Here is a 17923-nt window from a genome sequence, read left to right on the forward strand (position 1 = left end):
ACATGGCTTGAGCCAAGCTTAGAAGTGGTAACGCGCGCCTGTCAGCCAATAAACGTTGTCAGTCAGATCGCTCAGAGTAGTTTCGTCACGATTGATAGACGGTGCGTCGCCATCAGCAACTTCTACGAAAACGTCAAACGCGCTGGAAACTTTGTAGTAAGAACCCAAAGCCCATGCGTTGCTGTCGCCGTTCTTCTCGCCTTCAGGATTGATGCCGTCGCGGCTGACGTGGTAGTAATCACCAGCGAATGCCCAAGGACCTGTGGTGTAAGTTGCACCAATACCAACTTTGTCGTAGCCGTTTTCACGAAGACGTAGGTCTTCGTTGTTTTCACGACCTTCGTAACCCAGACGAACTGACAGCTGATCGTTTACTGCGTAAGAACCGATCAAACCACCCAGGATTTCGCCGTTCCCGCCGCCACGCTCAACGTCGTCAACGAAGCCAAGACCTACAGTGATCGGGCCTTGCTCGTAGCGTACGCCACCTTGTGCAGCAACTACGTTGCCTTCTTCACGTACACCAGTAGCGCCACCAGGCACATCTTCAAAACGGCCGCGCTCGCTGTAGTGTTTCAGCTGCAGGAAGGCTGTCCAGCCTTCTAGATCAGGCGTGTAGTAACCGATTGAGTCGCCACGCGACTGTTTCGGGTGACCAGCGAATTCTAAGCCACGGTCGATGTAAACATCGAACGGCAGAGAAACAAACTGGTTGTAGAAACTGTCGAAGTTGCCGCCTTGAATGGTACCGTACTGCTTGCTTTGTAGGCCCAGGTAGCTCTGACGAATTTCAGTGAAGCCAGACTCGGTGTAACGCTCGTCACCCTTGAAGCGCCACTCTAGACGACCGAAAGCGGTCAGGTCAGAGTTAACTTCGTGGCTCATGCGCAGGCCAAGACGAGAATAGACGTCAACGAACTCTTCGCTGTTGTCAATTTTGGCGCCATCGTCATCAACCTCGGGGCCGCCACCAGCGATACCCATGGCGATACGGCCATAGACATCAAGTTTGGTGCCGTCTTGGTCATAAACGGTAGCTGCTTGAGCGGCAGCAGAGGCACCGAGGGCGCCAATGATAGCAGTCGCTAAAAGTGTCTTTTTCATGATGTAGGTTCCTTAACTAGCTTACTGTTTCGATCGTTACCGCAAACTTATCGTGAAGTCTGCAGCTGGCTTGCGGGCCATGCTCTTTATGCCATCCTCCGGTTTTTCCCGGTGGTATGCGGCATGTCCTCAACTAAGCCTTGTTATAGTCCAATGCTCGCAGGTCAAACTCTATACTGGGATTCCAGTGAACGCAATAGAAAAAAACAGTGTTTTTTTACGATTTGCATTTTTTTAAGGAACCCATGGGCAACTGGCAGGTCTCAGCGGCCGGGAAATTTTTGCTGAAGTCCTCTTAATTTATCTTCTAAACTAAGCGGCTCTGCTGTTTTAGCTTTTTCCATCGTATCCCCCCTGCCGCCCTGCACACCTACTTTCTCCGGCGTGGAGCCAGGATTGTTTGGTACTTTTTGGGGTGTTTGTCTTGATGGCTGTCGCGGCTTTCTATTTTCTGAAGGCGGCGCTTGTTTTGATGGATTGCTGTCTTGCTTATCTTTTCGCCGCTCACTGGCATGTCGCGCCGCTTCTTTATCGACTTTGCCTGCCGGGTTTCCATCTAAATCAATTCGCTCAGCCCCTTCTCGCATGGATTTCACATAACGTGGCAGATTTACATAGTTTGCTAGTGCTCGGCGAATTAATTTCCCCGACCAGGGTTCACATTGAGCTAAATCCTGATGAATGCCCACTTTTAGCGGTTTAGTATGTCCAGTGAAAAACGCGTGCGGATAGCGTTTATACCACTGGCGCAAAAGCGCTTGGGGAGAAGGCGGTTGCGGTGCTGGTTCTGCAGTTCCCTTCTCTGCAATGACGGATTCTGTAGCTACTTTATCTGTAATTACTTTATCTATAGTTACTTTATCTGTGACTACCTTGTCATCTGGTATTTTCTCTACAGATACAGCCCCTATAAGCGATGCTTCTGCGGCAGCGGCTTCGCTAGTTACCTGTGTGTCGGGTAATTCTGAGGAAGGCCTTGCATCTTCTGCCAATGGTTCAGCGATAAAGGGATCAGGCTGGGATGGGCTGTGTAACGGCTGCGAAGACGGCTGGCTCTGTGGCACCTGATCAGCCAACTGCCGTTTTAGCATTGCGTTCTCTTCACGCAACGCGTTCAGTTTGGCCTTGGTCTGTTCAAGGTGCGTTTCTAATGTTTCTAACAGATCCAGCACTGTTGTTTCGGCCATACCCCCTCCTCCTTTGCGCTGATCAGTCGGCGATCCGCTCATAAACTACAAAGTCGTATTGGGGCTGCCCTTCCGCTGGCTTGCCCGCTACACGCTGAACTTCCTGCCACTCTTCCATTGAGAATTCTGGAAAAACGGCATCACCGTCGACTTCAATATCCACTTCAGTAATATAAAGCCGCTGGGCATGGGGAAGCGCTTGCCGATAAATTTCTCCTCCTCCCATCACCATGATTTCTTCGGCGGCTTCAATGGTGGCCTGTTGGTCGGCTAATGCCAATGCTGCTGGTAGCTCATGACAAATCCGCACGCCCTCGGCGGCAAAGTTTGTATCACGGGTTACCACAATATTGAGCCGATTAGGCAACGGCCTGCCTATCGACGCATAGGTTTTGCGCCCCATGACGAGCGGCTTGGCCTGGGTCATGCGCTTGAAGAACTTTAGATCTTCAGGTAGATACCAAGGCAGCTTACCGTCTACACCAATCACCCGGTTTTTGGCCATCGCCACAATCATCGCTATTGGCACCAGGGGGTCATAAGCATTTTGCTGCTGGCTCATACCGCCACCTCCGCTTTGATATGGGGGTGCGATTCATAATCTTCGATGTGGATATCGTCAAAGGTGAAATCGAACAAATTGGTTACCTGGGGGTTAAGCACCAAACGTGGCGACGCTTTAGGCGTGCGGCTCAACTGCTCCTGGGCCTGCTCTAAGTGGTTGCTGTAAAGATGGGCATCACCCAGCGTATGCACAAACTCGCCAGGCTCTAGGCCGGTTACTTGAGCCACCATACTGAGCAATAACGCATAGCTTGCAATATTAAACGGCACGCCTAAAAAGATATCTGCACTGCGTTGGTAAAGCTGACACGAGAGACGCCCATTGGCCACATAAAATTGAAATAAACAGTGGCAAGGCGGCAGTTTCATTTCATCGACTTGACCTGGATTCCAGGCTGAAACAATCAGTCGCCGCGATTGAGGCGTGGTACGAATTTGCTCTAACACGTTAGAAATCTGGTCGACGCTACCGCCATTGGGATTCGGCCAGCTGCGCCACTGGTAGCCATAAACAGGACCAAGATTACCGTTTTCGTCGGCCCAGTCGTCCCAGATGCGCACGCCATTTTCTTTGAGATACCCGATATTGGTATCACCTTTAAGAAACCACAGCAGCTCATGAATAATAGAGCGCAGATGCAGTTTTTTAGTGGTTAACAGCGGAAAGCCTTGAGAGAGATCGAAACGCATTTGATGACCAAACACTGAACGCGTACCAACGCCAGTGCGGTCATTCCGGTCAATGCCCTGCTCCAGCACGGTGCGCATTAGGTCGAGATATGGCTGGTCAAGCGCTTCTTTCGGCGTGGACGTTATTGCAGTCACAGAAATTCCAGATTAACAGGCAATGTAGGTGGGTATTCTAGGCTGGTATAGGGGGGTAGGTCGAGCCTAATTAGGCCTCCTTCGCGGGTGCGCTTCGCTTACCACGCGCTACAAAACCTTTAACGTCAATCTATTGCGATTATCGTAGCGCGGTGTAACAAGTCTTGTGGGGAGCGAGCAAATGAGTCACCAGCAACGGCGACAGCCGCCTTGCTTAATAACAGCGCCGTTTCGCGCTGGCGCACCATCGCTGGTGCGCTGCGCCTTGCAACGCGCTACACCTTGGCATCGATGGGTTGATTACGCGACCAAGCAATGAAAGCAAGGCCCAAGGCGATCATCGGGAGCGTCAGCAGCATACCCATGGTGAACCAGCCGAAAGCGAGATAGCCAATGTGGGCATCCGGCATACGTACAAATTCAACTATAAAGCGGAAGACGCCGTAGCCTAACAGGAACAAGCCTGAGACAAATCCTCTGGCTCGTGGCTTGGCAGATACCCACCACAGAATGGCAAACAGTACGACACCTTCCAGGACGGCTTCGTAAAGCGCTGAAGGGTGGCGTGGTTCTGGTCCCATACCAGGAAATGGCATGCCCCAGGGTAGCGACGTCACACGACCTGGCAGCTCATGGTTGATGAAATTACCAATCCGTCCTGCGCCTAAACCAATCGGCACCAGCGGAGCAATGAAGTCTGTGAGGGTGAGAAACGCCAGTTGTTTACGGCGTGCAAATAGCCATGCGGCAAGTAGCACCCCTAATAAACCACCATGGAAACTCATGCCGCCATCCCATACGCGGAACACCCATAGCGGGTCAGCCGCCCACTGCCCTAGGCCATAAAACAGTGCGTATCCTAATCGCCCTCCCACCACTACACCTATGGCGCAGTAAAAGAGCAGGTCACCGATATCATCCTTGGTCAGCCCAATACGTGGCGCCCGTTTACACCCTAGCCACCATGCCGCAACAAACCCCACCACATACATTAAGCCGTACCAATGAACCTGCAGCGGGCCAAGTGAAATCGCTACAGGGTCGATCGTTGGGTAATTAATCATCGAGAATCTCTAAGCAAACAGGAAAAAACAGCAGCGTGACATAAGTGAATTACGCCAATATGAAGCGCAAGCCCACGACAGCCAACAGCGTTGCAAATGAAAATCTCAGCACAGTGGCCGAGAGGACATGAGCCAAACGAACTCCAACCCGTGCAAACGGTACGCTTGTTAGCACAATGCCGATAAAGGCTGGCCACATGACAAAGCCAGTCGTCCATTGAGGAAGAAGCGGATTCCCCCACCCCACAACAATGAACGTTAACGCCCCAACCGCCGCTATTGGTAAACCACAGGCGGCAGAAGTTCCCACCGCTTGGGTCATGCTAGCACCACAACGTGAAAGCCAAGGCACTGTCATTGTGCCTCCCCCAATACCAAACAGTGCTGATATAGCCCCCACTACGCCGCCAGCAATGGTCATCGCAACATTTCCCGGTGGTGTACTGCCAGGCTTTGGCGAAAGACCAAAAACCATTTTGGTTGCTAGCAGCAATACAAACACCCCGAATAACGTTCCCAAAACGGTGCCAGAAAGGTTGTCTGCGATAAATACACCACCGATAGCTCCCAACATAAGTCCGGGCAACAACGCCATGAACCATGGTTTATGAATACTGCCTTTTCGGAAGTGTCCTAACGCTGACGAAGCCCCCGTGACCACGATCGTCGCTAGGGAGGTGCCTACTGCAAGATGCATGGTGATTTCAGGAGCAACCCCTTGTAGGCTAAACGCAAAGACAAGCGCAGGCACAATAATTAAACCGCCCCCTACCCCAAACAAACCGGCCATGGTCCCTGCCACTGCGCCTAGCAACAAATACCCTGCTAAAATACTCAATACTGTCATTTATTTTGCACCGGGTTATTCGCGCCGGGCACCCACTTGGTAATCATGCTAAGTAGTGTCTCGGGTTTGTAGGGCTTGGCTAGCACGTCATCCATACCTGCAGCGTTATAAGCGCCATATCCGGCGCTATCAACGTTTGCGGTGAGAGCAATCAAGACACTGCGTCGCTGACCGCCACTATGACGTTCGAAAGTTCGCCAGCGGCGTGCAGTTTCTAGCCCATCTAAGGTCGGCATAAAAATATCCATAAATACCAGATCATAAAAAATCATTTGCTGGCAGTCTAAGGCCTGCTCGCCACTACTGACGCCATCTACCTGAAGCCCCTGGGTTTCCAGCATTTGACGTGCCAGCATTAAATTAACGGGCCCATCATCTACCACTAAAATACGCAGCTTGCGATCTGAAACGGGAAACGATTGTTCATAAACATCTGTTTCATTGACACTTTGCTGAACAAAGTTAGTAAGCAGTGCGCGTATATCCGCCAGTCGTTCACGCACATAGGTAATATTCTGTTGGCATGTTTCTGAATAATCCGTCTCCAACATATCGCCTAAATGATCAAACAATCCGTCAGCTTCACGCTGTAGTAACGTTAGATAGCCAGACTTCAAACGTGACTCTTCCCGCGCACGGTCGCGCCCAGCAATAAGGTGTTTCAACTGTTTTTGCTGGTGATGCAGATCATCGAGTAGGGCTTGATCGGGCCTAACTGGCTCGCTTGAAGAAGCTGGGGTCTGGGTATCCTCTTCAGCGCGTATAACATCTGCCAACAACTGATTGACTATCGCCAGACGGTTAAGCGGTAGTTCCTCGTCAAACTCTTTCGCCTGCGCATGAGCCTGATCAGGCTGCCGATTAACTAACTTGGCGGCTTGGCGCTCTAGCTCTGCCAGCTCATGCATGAAACGGGCATCTTTTTGCTTTGCACGACTCTTAACCAGCATCAAAAAAACGCCAACGTTTAAACAACTGCCCAGAAGCAACGCGAGGGTCAGCCATAGGGTGGTGCTCCACGTTGTTTGACTGGGGGAAAGCCCCCAGACTACCAACCCTACCAACACACAAAGCAGTACCAGGGCCGCCTGAATGAGTAAAAGAGGCCACAGAGTGGGCCAAACAATCGCATTCCAGAAGTGCTCTCGCTGATAGCGTTGCATAGTGTGCGCCTTCCTAGGTGGCTTCTTAAATATTACGCCTTAACATGTTGGCAGCCATAGCATGGCTAAGCATATTTATATTAATGTTAAGTGTATGTCTACGCATCAATACTGTCATACCACACTGGCTGATTGGTTTCCTGTTACTATTCGCGAGCCTTATTTATGTGCTTAATCACTTTTTCTTGGTCTCCTGGCTCTTCAATACCATTGCGCTTGGCAGGTAACCGGGATGAGTTCCATCAGCGGCCTACGGCTCCTCTTGCTCATTGGGAAGAGTACCCTGCTTTGCTGGGAGGACGCGACTTGGAAGCTGGTGGTACATGGTTAGCCGCCAACTCTCAAGGCGTTGTCGCAGCATTGACTAATGTGCGTGACCCCGCGCTGGCGACGCCGGCCAACGCGCCGAGCCGAGGCGAACTCGTTGCGAGCGTCTTACAAAGCAACGATGTAGAGGCATGGCTTAAAGCACAGGAACGCACGACCGCCCACCGCTATGCCGGATTTAATCTGTTGGTTGCCACACAACACCACATGTGGCACTTGCACCGCGGCCGTCATGGGGTAGTACTTACCCGAATCCCACCTGGGGTTCATGGCTTGTCAAACGCCACCCTTAATACTCCCTGGCCAAAATTGAACCTGGTTCGCGACGCCTTGTTAAACAGCGCCGACGAACAGTGGCAGACCGCGACGCAGCATGCGCTGCATGATTCGCAAACCGCACCTGATGAGCAGCTACCGGATACCGGGGTGGGTTTAACGCTAGAGCGCCAGCTCTCTTCCGCGTTTATTGTTGGTGAACATTACGGCACCCGGGCAACCACTTGGCTAACGCTAAACCACCAGAGGCAGGTAAAAATTACCGAGCAGCGGTTTGGACCACTCGGTCGTTTTGAGGGAGAAACCACATTGACAACACCCTGCCCCCTAGCACTCAATTAGCCCCAGCATTAATCTCGTGGTGGCATTAAGTGTGAAAGCTGCCACTCATCCATACGCTGATTGAGGTGTTCATGCACTAATGCTGGTGTATCCAGATCCATGATCTCTTTAAGCAGCGTTTGTGCATCTTGCATCGACACTCGGCGAATAGCAGCCCGCACTCGGGGCAAACTAGGGGCATTCATAGAAAGGCTGGTGAATCCCATGGCCATTAATAGCAGCGCACCAGCGGGGTCACCTGCTAATTCGCCGCAAAGCGATATAGGCTTTTCTAGCCGAGTAGCATCCTGAGCGAGCTCTTGCAGCGCGCCTAGCAGCGCTGGGTGCAACGCATCGTACAGGCTAGAGACGCGAGGATTATTGCGATCTACCGCGAGCAAATATTGGGTAAGGTCGTTACTGCCTACCGAGAAGAAATCGACCCGTTTCGCCAGCGCATCCATTTGATAAATAGTCGCAGGCACTTCAATCATTACGCCTACTTTAGGCCGTTCGACAACAATACCTTCTTCGCCTAGCTCAAGAATGGCACGATCCAGCAGACGAATCGCTTCGTCGACCTCTTCCACATTGGTAATCATCGGGAAGAGCACGTAGAGATTATTCAAATCATGCGACGCTTTCAGCATGGCACGCAGCTGCACCATCAATACTTCTGGATGATCGAGGGTTACCCGCATTCCCCGCCAGCCCAAGAATGGATTAGCTTCTTCAATGGGAAAATAGGGAAGGTCTTTATCGCCGCCGATATCCAGCGTTCGCATTACCACCGGCAGTGGCGAAAAGCCTTCTAACTGCTCGCGGTACATGCGCATTTGTTCTTTCTCACCGGGGAAGCGCTCGGTAATCATAAATGGCACTTCGGTGCGGTATAGGCCTACGCCGCCGATACGGCTTTTCAGCAACGCCGAGGCATCAACCGCCAGACCGGTGTTAACCATTAGCGGCATGGCATGGCCATCTGGCGTTTCACTGGGCAGGTCTTGCTCGTGCTCCAGTAGCTCACTCAGCGCGGTTTCTTCGGCAATCAAGCTTTCGTAGCGGGTTCTTAGCTCTGGCGCTGGGCGCACAAATAGCCGCCCCCGGTGGCCATCAAGCACTACCGGCGCGCCGTTTAAGCGCGGCAACGGGAGATCCACCATCCCAAGTACCGTAGGAATACCCATGGCGCGGGCTACAATCGCAACATGTGAGGTACTCGAGCCACGCACGGACACCAAGCCTTTTAGCTTGTCTCTTGGCACTTCTCCAAGCATGGCAACGCTAATTTCATCACCTACCAAAATGGCGTTTTCTGGATAGGTTTCTGGCGTGGAAGGCGTGTCTTCTTGAAGATGCGCCAGCACACGGCGACCAAGATCGCGAATATCTGCCGCCCGCTCACGCAAATAGTCGTCGTCTACGCGCTCAAGGTATTGCACATGGCGGCGCACCACATCGGCTAATGCCCCAGGAGCCCACTGCCCTTCACGAATACGCTTTTCAACTTCTTCAGAGAGCGCCGCTTCGCCAAGCATTTGCTGATAAACGTCAAATAGCGCCAGCTCTTGGGAAGAAATACGATTAACCAAGCGCTCTGCCGCTGCGCGAATTTCATCGCGTGTTTTGCCAATGGCTTCTTTTAATCGTGCAACTTCGTAATCTTGGTCGCTGGGAATAAGGTCGGGTACGCTGTTCAGGTCAGCGGGCGGCGTAATCACTACCGCTTCACCTATGGACATACCTGGGGAAGCCGCCACGCCTTTAAACATGGCCTGACCACCCGGAAGCGCAGGCCGTGAAAGGTTGCCGGTAGCAAGCGCGTGGGCCAGTACGCCTGCCAACTGGGCAGCCATGGTGACAAGGAAAGCTTCATCTTCATCGTCATACTGACGTTTTTCGGCTTGCTGTACGACTAAAACGCCCAACATGAGGCGCTGATGAATAATCGGCACCCCCAAGAAGCTGGAATAGCGCTCTTCACCGGTTGCTTCAAAATAGCGGAAGTGGGAGTGGGACTGAGCATCTTCTAAGTTAAGCGGTTCGCTGCGCTTAGCAACCAACCCCACTAGGCCTTCACCTAGCGGTAGCACGACGCGACCTACCGCTTGAGTACGTAGGCCTATCGTTTCCATTAATACGAGTGACTCAAGCTCCTTGTCATATAAATAGAAGGAGCACACATCAGTCTGCATGGCCTTGCGTATGCGGCGTACCATCGTTGACAGCGCGGCGTCGAGGTTTCTTGCGCCATTCACTTCTTGAATAACGCGTCGCAGCACCTCAAGCATGGACGTTTTTCTATTCACTATTATTTGCCTCGCTGAGGGATTTTCGGCCAGCTGTCACTGTTTACTTAGAACAGTTCCTTCAAAACGGTTCTTTCAAAACGGTTCTTTCAAAACGGTTCTTTCAAAACGGTTCTTGCAAAACAGTGGAGTGCACGTTATCCATCGTTATCTTGTTGCGCCAAGCGCTGAACGCGAGGAGAAAGCTCCCGTAGCGCGCGCCGATATACCTCACGTTTGAACGGCACCACTTGCCCTAGTGGGTACCAGTAACTTACCCATCGCCAACCATCAAATTCGGGTTTAGGCGTTGCCGTCATGCAGATTCGATTTTCTTGGCAGCGAATCTTGAGTAAAAACCACTTCTGCTTTTGGCCGATACAAACCGGCCGTGAGTGGGTGCGAATCATGCGTCGTGGTAGACGATAGCGCAGCCATCCCCGGGTACAAGCGACAATATCAACATCGTCGGCGGTTAGACCGATCTCCTCAAAAAGCTCGCGAAAAAGCGCTTGATGTGGTGTTTCGTTTGCCTTGATGCCTCCCTGGGGAAACTGCCACGCGTTTTGCCCTACACGACGCGCCCAAAGCAGCTGCCCCTGGCTATTGGCAATAATAATGCCAACATTGGGGCGAAAGCCGTCAGCGTCGATCACGGACATCACCTTAATAAATTTTCAGTTGTCCCCATTTTTCCACAAGGGAGACAAGCGTATCAATACAATATAACGCTAAGTGGTTAAACCAAGGTGACTCTGCGATAATCCGCCGCTTTGCGAACCATCGCTAACGACCAATATTGACGACCAACTTAACCATAAGGGGAGCGCCGTGAGTCTGGCTATTTTCGATTTGGATAATACGCTGATATCCATCGACAGCGATCATGCCTGGGGCGAGTTTTTGCTCGAACAGGGGGCAGTTGATCCAATTGCCTACCGCGAGGCCAATGAGCGCTTTATGGCCGACTACAACGCAGGCACGTTAGATATGGCGGCCTTTTTGGAAATGGCATTGAAGCCACTGGCTGAAAACACGCCAGAGCAGTTAGCTGCTTGGCACCAGCAGTTTATGGCCAGCAAAATCGAGCCGAATATCTTGCCTAAAGCAGAAGAACTGTTGGCCCGGCACCGTACAAAAGGCGATACGCTGCTGATCATTACCGCGACTAATCGCTTTATTACCGCCCCCATCGCCGACCGCTTGGGCGTTGACGCCTTGATTGCCGTTGAACCGGAAATAGCCGATGGGCGCTACACTGGCCGTGTAGCGGGCACTCCCAGCTACCGCGAAGGCAAAGTGACCCGCTTAAAGCAGTGGCTTGAGGGCCAAGAGTTCACCATGGACGGCGCATGGTTTTACAGCGACTCCCACAACGACCTTCCCCTGCTTGAACAAGTGGAGCACCCAGTAGCCGTCGACCCCGACGACACTCTTCGCCAAGTGGCCGAAGAACGCCAATGGCGTATTATGAGCTTGCGGGATTGAGCCAACTGCCCCGCGGGTGCGCTGACGCTTACGCCGCGCTACAAACCCGTTAATTCAATACGTTGCAAACGTAGCGCGTGGTAACGCATCTTGCGAGGAACGAGCAAATGAGGCACCCGCGAACGGCTATGGCTCTGCCCCGCGGGTGCGCTGACGCTTACACCGCGCTACAAACCCGTTAATTCAATACGTTGAAACGTAGCGCGTGGTAACGCATCTTGCGAGGCACGAGCAAATGAGGCACCCGCGAACGGCTAAGGCTCTGCCCCGCGGGTGCGCTGACGCTTACACCGCGCTACAAACCCGTTAATTCAATACGTTGAAACGTAGCGCGTGGTAACGCATCTTGCGAGGCACGAGCAAATGAGGCACCCGCGAACGGCTATGGCTCTGCCCCGCGGGTGCGCTGACGCTTACACCGCGCTACAAACCCGTTAATTCAATACGTTGCAAACGTAGCGCGTGGTAACGCATCTTGCGCGGCACGTGCAAATGAGGCACCCGCGAACGGCTATGGCTCTGCCCCGCGGGTGCGCTGACGCTTACACCGCGCTACAAACCCGTTAATTCAATACGTTGCAAACGTAGCGCGTGGTAACGCATCTTGCGAGGCACGTGCAAATGAGGCACCCGCGAACTGAAAAGCGGCACCGCCCAATAAAAAAACCCCGCAAGCATTAAGCCTGCGGGGTTTCGCATTACTGGGCATTGTTCTTAAAACTGTTCTCAAAACCGTTCTAAGAACGCCAGCAGGCGTGCTTAGCCGAGCAGGTGCTCAACGGCCGCGCGCTCTTCACGCAGTTCTTTCTCGGTAGCCTGCATCTTCTCTTTGCTGAACGCGTCCAACTCAAAACCTTGAACGATTTCATACTTGCCACCCTGACAACGGACTGGGTAGGAGTAGATGATGCCTTCTTCAATGCCGTAGCTGCCGTCAGACGGGATCGCCATGCTAACGATACCATCGCAACCCAGCGCCCAATCACGCATGTGGTCAATCGCTGAAGACGCCGCAGACGCTGCAGAAGATGCGCCACGTGCTTTAATAATCGCCGCGCCGCGCTGCTGTACTGTCGGGATAAAGTCGTTTTCGTACCAGTCACGCTCGACCAGATCAAAGGCAGCTTTGCCGTCTACTTTGCACTGCGCCAGATCCGGGTACTGGGTAGCACTGTGGTTGCCCCAGATAATCATGCTGTCAACGTCAGACACATGCTTGCCAGTTTTCTGAGCCAGCTGCGTCAGCGCACGGTTGTGGTCCAAACGCGTCATTGCGGTGAACTGACCTGCATCGAGGTCCGGCGCATTGCAAGAAGCAATCAATGCGTTGGTGTTAGCCGGGTTACCGACGACCAGCACGCGCACATCACGGCTAGCGTGATCGTTCAGCGCTTTACCTTGTACAGAGAAGATCGCGGCGTTGGCTTCTAGCAGATCTTTACGCTCCATCCCTGGGCCACGCGGACGTGCACCTACCAGCAAGGCGAAATCGGCATCTTTGAAGGCAACGTTCGGATCATCAGTAGCAACGATGTCTTGTACCAGCGGGAAGGCACAGTCGTTAACTTCCATGACAACGCCATTCAAGGCGTCCATGGCTTGGGGAATTTCGAGAAGCTGGAGAATGACTGGCTGATCCGGCCCCAGCATATCGCCAGCGGCGATGCGGAAAATAAGAGAATAGCTGATCTGGCCGGCACCGCCGGTAATCGCAATACGTACTGGATCTTTCATCATTGCTCCTTGATGGTTCGCCTAGTGAGGGTTCTCGTCTGAGAGTGGGTCGACAGAACTCAAGACGCAAAGATGGTATGCCCAGATGTGCAAAAACTCAATCATACATGAGACTACTACCCATTCTCTCAGCGGCTTGGTACTCGCTGCCAAACGCCAGTTGCGCTATGGTGTGTCGGTCAATAAGCATTAACTCTTAATATGACTTCCCCCTCAGCATGACTTACCTTGTGTGATTTTTTTGGGTTAATACGGATATAAATACCCCATGCGACGAATCCCCTACTCTTACGCGCTTGCTAGTCTACTGGTTCTGGCGCTTGTGATATGGCTAGCGGTTGGCGATTTCCAACGTTTTCAAAGCACGCCGCCTGATGTGAATTCCACTGAACGCGACTCAACACCCCGCGTAGAAGTGATCACCCAACAGAGCGCGCCCTATATTCCCAGGCATGTGCTGCAAGGCCAGCTAACCGCGGAAAGAGAAACACTGCTGCGTGCCAACGTGATGGGCTATGTCGCAGAAAAGCCGGTGGCCCAAGGAGAAACTGTCAGCCGAGGCGAAACACTGCTGATACTGGATAACGACGCGCTACCCCAACGTTTACAGCAGGCACGTGATGAGTTAACGCTTGCTGAGTCAGAGTACGCGGGGGCCCAAAACCTACGCCGCCGTGAGCTGATTTCTCAGCCAGAACTGCTGCGCCTGCAAAGTGCATTAAGCGCCAGCGCAGCCCAGGTAGCTCAGTTGGAAAAGCAGTTAAGCGATACCCGCCCAACCGCTCCCTTTGAAGGCGTGCTGGATCGCGTCCAGGTAGAGCTTGGCGACTTACTGCAGCCCGGCGAAGAGTGGGCACGACTGATCGACGATCGGCGACTAACCGGCACAGCATGGGTTGCCCAACAGCAAATCGGCGAGTTAAGCGTTGGCTTACCGGTCACCGCGCGACTGCTCAACGGCCGTTCGCTTTCCGGTGAAGTGTCCTACATTAGCAGCCGCGCAGAGGAAGCCACTCGCACGTTCTATATCGAAGTAACGCTCGACAATCCAGAAAGGCAACGCTTAGCAGGCGGCAGCGCTGAATTCACCGTGACGCTGCCTCCTCGCCAGGTGCATACCCTATCACCCGCTCTTTTTAGCCTGGATGATCAGGGCCAACTAGCCATCAAACACGTTGTTGAGAATAACCGTGTTGCCCAAACGGCTATTGAGCTGGTGAGTGCCGATACCGAACGCGCCTACGTCACCGGCTTACCTAACACCGTGCGGTTGATCACCCTGGGCGCAGGCTTAGTCAGCCCAGGCGAAACCGTAGCACCAGTGTCTACCCAGGAAGGTGGTCATGCGTCAGTTGATTAATGCGGCGCTAACCCACACACGAACCACCCTGCTGTTGCTGGTCGGCCTGCTGCTGGCGGGTACGACTGCCTGGCAGATGATTCCGAAGAAAGCCAATCCAGACGTCACTATCCCGATTATTTACGTCTCACTTTCGCTGGAAGGCGTTAGCCCGGAAGATGGCGAGCGCCTGCTGGTCCGCCCAATGGAGCAAGAATTGCGCGGAATTGAAGGGTTGCGCAAGTTTACCGCCCAGTCTAGCGAAGGGCATGGTTCGGTGACGCTAGAGTTTGATCCCGGCTTTGATCCGGATACGGCGCTTTCTGATGTACGCGAGCGCGTGGATATCGCCCGCAGTAGCTTACCGGATGAGGCGGACGAGCCGCGGGGAATGGAGGTTAACGTCTCCGAGTTTCCGGTCCTGAGCATTGGCCTTTCCGGCGAGCTGGATACCCGAGAACGGGTCACCATCGCGCGGCGCTTGAAGGAGGAGATAGAGGGCATTGCCGATGTTCTAGAGGTCGATATTGCTGGCGACCGCGAGGATTTGCTCGAAATCGTCGTTGATCCGCTGGTGCTGGAAAGCTATGGCGTTGATTTTGACACGCTATTTAATCAAATCTCACGCAATAATCGCTTGGTAGCTGCTGGCAGTTTGGATACTGGTGCTGGGCGGTTGGCGCTAAAGGTACCAGGCATTATCGAATCATTAAACGATGTCATGGACATGCCGGTGAAAGTTGACGGCGATCAGGTGGTTACGTTTGGCGATGTTGCGTGGATCTTGCCGACCTACAAAGACCCCGAAGGGTTTGCCCGCATAGACGGCCAACCTGCGGTAGTGCTGGAAATTTCCAAGCGTGCTGGGGCGAATATCATCGCCACCATTGACGCAGTGAGAGAGCGCTTTGCCCAGGCGGGCGACCTGCTGCCGGAACAACTGCGCATCACCACGATTTTAGATGAGTCGGTTACCGTTCAAAACATGCTCTCTGAGCTATTAAATAACGTGCTAACCGCGGTGGTATTGGTATTGATTGTTGTAGTAGCCGTGATGGGCTGGCGCATGGCGCTGCTGGTAGGCCTGACCATACCCGGTGCGTTTTTAACCGGCATTCTGCTGGTTTGGGCGTTTGGGTTTACGCTCAACATTGTGGTGCTATTTGCGCTCATCTTAGTCGCTGGCATGCTAGTTGATGGCGCCATTGTGGTCAGCGAGCTTGCTGACCGACACCTGCATGAGGGGCAATCTCCCCACCAGGCTTGGCTGAATGCGGCGACACGCATGAGTTGGCCGGTTATTGCCTCTACCGCGACAACGCTTGCGGTATTTGTGCCGCTGCTGTTTTGGCCAGGCGTGGTAGGCCAGTTTATGAAGTACCTGCCTGCCACCGTCATATTGTGCCTTCTTGCATCGCTAGCCATGGCACTGGTGTTTCTGCCTACCCTGGGTCGACTGTTTACCCGTACATCCCCTACAGCTACTGCTGAAGCCGGCCCTATCGATGAAAGCACGTCACTTGGGCGTGGCTATCGCCGCGTATTAGGGCGCTTGCTACAGCACCCTGCCTGGGTATTAGTATTTGCGGTACTGCTAATTGCACTGCTGTATACCGGCTATGCTCGCTTTAACCATGGTGTTGACTTCTTTCCCAATGTAGAACCGGACAGCGCTCAGGTTCTGGTACGCGCTCGTGGCGATTTTTCTGCCAAAGAATCCGATGCCATCTTGAAGCGGGTAGAGAACCGCTTAGGCAGCATGGGTGAAGTCGAAGCGCTTTATGCGCGCTCCTTTGCAGTGCCCGACCAACAAATGGGCAATGATGTGATCGGGATGCTGCAGTTTCAGTTTGTCGACTGGTATCAGCGCCGCCCTGCCCGCGCGATTCTGGCTGACATGGCCGAGCGCACCCAAGATCTACCGGGCATTAACCTGGAATTCCAAGAGCAAGATATGGGACCCGGTGGCGGTAAGCCAATTGTGCTAGAGGTAAGTGCCACCGACCCAGATATTGCTAACACTGGCGTTGACCAGATTACTGCACTGATGCGTGAGCTAGGCGGTTTTACCGATATACAGGATAACCGCAGCCTGCCGGGGGTCGAATGGCAGGGAAAGGTTAACCGGGAAGCCGCTGCCCGTATGGGAACCGACATCACCACCATTGGCAGTGCCGTACAACTGCTGACTACTGGCCTTCAAGTCGCTAATTATCGCCCGCCCACCGTTACTGATGAAGTGGATATTCGCGTGCGATTACCGGAACACTGGCGCACGCTCAACCAGCTTGAACGACTGACTATCAACACCCCACGTGGCCAAGTGCCTATAGCTCACTTTGTAGAAATTACGCCTGCTCCTAAAGTGGGCACCCTGAACCGTATTGATGGGCGCCGTGCTATTACCGTTGAGGCTGATTTAGCGCCTGGCTATTTAGCAGACGAGCGACTGCGGGCGCTACTGGATGCAGGCCAAGGCCAGCTTCCCGATGGTCTGATGGTTAATGTGGCGGGTGAACAAGAGGATCAGCAGGAATCCATGCAGTTCTTGATCAGCGCGTTCTTGATCGCGATCGGGTTAATGGCGCTGATTCTGGTGACACAGTTCAATAGCTATTATCAAGCAGCCCTGGTGCTGTCGGCCATTGTGTTTTCCACTGCGGGCGTTTTGATGGGGCTGCTTATTACTGGCCAAGCATTTGGGATTGTCATGGTGGGCATGGGCGTTATCGCCCTGGCGGGGATTGTAGTGAATAACAATATCGTCTTAATCGACACTTACAACGAGTTGCGCGGCCAAGGCATGACCCCGACAGAAGCAGCATTGGAAGCAGGCACCCTGCGCTTGCGGCCAGTGCTTCTCACCGCCATTACCACCGTGCTGGGGTTAATGCCGATGGTGCTAGGAATCAACGTTAATCTTTTTGCACCCGCGCTAGGGTTTAACGCCCCTTCCGCCCAATGGTGGACACAAATGTCCAGCGCGATTGCAGGTGGCTTAACCTTTGCCACTGCCCTAACGCTCTTGCTAACGCCTTGCATGTTAGTAATAGGCGGCAAGCTAAGGCGTGAGACGTGAGGCTGCATAGCAGGCGCGGCTAGGCCACCGTTCGCGGGTGCCTCATTTGCTCGTGCCTCGCAAGATTCGTTACTCCGGCTACAAAATATATTGAATGCACAGGGGTTGTAGCGCGTGGTAAGCGAAGCGCACCCGCGAGGCATCGCCACAGCAACCATGCGTGCCGGGCCACCGTTCGCGGGTGCCTCATTTGCTCGTACCTCGCAAGATTCGTTACGCCGCGCTACAAAATATATTGAATGCACAAGGGGTGTAGCGCGTGGTAAGCGAAGCGCACCCGCGAGGCATCGCCGCAGCAGCCATTCGTGCCGGGCCAC

14 protein-coding genes are annotated in these 17923 nt (G+C 53.3%); 4 read left to right on the forward strand and 10 right to left on the reverse strand.

Annotated elements, in window-relative coordinates; translation table 11 throughout:
* Window positions 1–18: 18 nt before the first annotated feature.
* The 7 genes from REH51_RS02795 to REH51_RS02825 form a co-directional block, all read right to left on the reverse strand.
* Window positions 19–1104, reverse strand: a complete 1086-nt coding sequence (locus REH51_RS02795; protein ID WP_498936790.1) for a porin — start codon at window positions 1102–1104, stop codon at window positions 19–21.
* Between the two features lie 263 nt (window positions 1105–1367).
* The gene (locus REH51_RS02800) at window positions 1368–2291 is read right to left on the reverse strand and encodes a ProQ/FINO family protein (RefSeq protein ID WP_498936792.1); all 924 of its coding nucleotides are present in this window, start codon (window positions 2289–2291) and stop codon (window positions 1368–1370) included.
* A 22-nt stretch (window positions 2292–2313) separates the two neighbouring features.
* A complete protein-coding gene (locus REH51_RS02805; protein ID WP_009721785.1) occupies window positions 2314–2853 on the reverse strand; it encodes a dihydrofolate reductase in 540 nt (179 codons plus the stop codon).
* Window positions 2850–3623 carry a thymidylate synthase gene (locus REH51_RS02810; RefSeq protein ID WP_234668056.1) on the reverse strand — a complete coding sequence of 258 codons (774 nt, stop codon included), beginning with the start codon at window positions 3621–3623 and terminating at the stop codon, window positions 2850–2852. The genes REH51_RS02805 and REH51_RS02810 overlap by 4 nt, the downstream gene beginning before the upstream one ends.
* Window positions 3624–3955: 332 nt before the next feature.
* The gene (gene lgt / locus REH51_RS02815; protein ID WP_009721782.1) at window positions 3956–4744 is read right to left on the reverse strand and encodes a prolipoprotein diacylglyceryl transferase; all 789 of its coding nucleotides are present in this window, start codon (window positions 4742–4744) and stop codon (window positions 3956–3958) included.
* Window positions 4745–4793: 49 nt separating this feature from the next.
* On the reverse strand, window positions 4794–5591 hold the full coding sequence (locus REH51_RS02820; protein WP_009721781.1) for a sulfite exporter TauE/SafE family protein: 798 nt from the start codon (window positions 5589–5591) through the stop codon (window positions 4794–4796).
* Entirely contained in the window at window positions 5588–6754 is a 1167-nt protein-coding gene (locus REH51_RS02825; RefSeq protein WP_498936794.1) for a response regulator, read from the reverse strand. Before REH51_RS02825 ends, REH51_RS02820 begins: the two co-directional genes overlap by 4 nt.
* Before the next feature lie 165 nt (window positions 6755–6919).
* On the opposite strand from REH51_RS02825, the gene REH51_RS02830 reads away from it, so the two are divergent.
* Window positions 6920–7699: an NRDE family protein gene (locus REH51_RS02830; protein WP_039868443.1), complete on the forward strand. Its 780-nt coding sequence runs from the start codon at window positions 6920–6922 to the stop codon at window positions 7697–7699.
* A gap of 8 nt (window positions 7700–7707) precedes the next feature.
* On the opposite strand, the gene ptsP is transcribed toward REH51_RS02830, so the two are convergent.
* Both ptsP and REH51_RS02840 read right to left on the reverse strand, forming a co-directional pair.
* Window positions 7708–9969: a phosphoenolpyruvate--protein phosphotransferase gene (ptsP, locus tag REH51_RS02835; RefSeq protein ID WP_009721778.1), complete on the reverse strand. Its 2262-nt coding sequence runs from the start codon at window positions 9967–9969 to the stop codon at window positions 7708–7710.
* A gap of 155 nt (window positions 9970–10124) precedes the next feature.
* Complete coding sequence (locus tag REH51_RS02840; protein WP_009721777.1) at window positions 10125–10622, reverse strand: RNA pyrophosphohydrolase; 498 nt, start codon at window positions 10620–10622, stop codon at window positions 10125–10127.
* 175 nt (window positions 10623–10797) lie between these two features.
* Between REH51_RS02840 and REH51_RS02845 the strand changes: the two genes are divergently transcribed.
* A complete protein-coding gene (locus REH51_RS02845) occupies window positions 10798–11454 on the forward strand; it encodes a histidinol-phosphatase (protein ID WP_009721776.1) in 657 nt (218 codons plus the stop codon).
* Between the two features lie 759 nt (window positions 11455–12213).
* On the opposite strand, the gene REH51_RS02850 is transcribed toward REH51_RS02845, so the two are convergent.
* The gene (locus tag REH51_RS02850) at window positions 12214–13188 is read right to left on the reverse strand and encodes a malate dehydrogenase (RefSeq protein ID WP_009721774.1); all 975 of its coding nucleotides are present in this window, start codon (window positions 13186–13188) and stop codon (window positions 12214–12216) included.
* A 268-nt stretch (window positions 13189–13456) separates the two neighbouring features.
* Between REH51_RS02850 and REH51_RS02855 the strand changes: the two genes are divergently transcribed.
* Window positions 13457–14548, forward strand: a complete 1092-nt coding sequence (locus REH51_RS02855; RefSeq protein WP_009721773.1) for an efflux RND transporter periplasmic adaptor subunit — start codon at window positions 13457–13459, stop codon at window positions 14546–14548.
* Window positions 14532–17606 carry an efflux RND transporter permease subunit gene (locus REH51_RS02860; protein WP_498936796.1) on the forward strand — a complete coding sequence of 1025 codons (3075 nt, stop codon included), beginning with the start codon at window positions 14532–14534 and terminating at the stop codon, window positions 17604–17606. The genes REH51_RS02855 and REH51_RS02860 overlap by 17 nt, the downstream gene beginning before the upstream one ends.
* The last annotated feature ends 317 nt before the right edge of the window (window positions 17607–17923 follow it).

The sequence above is a fragment of the Halomonas bluephagenesis genome (assembly GCF_054790765.1).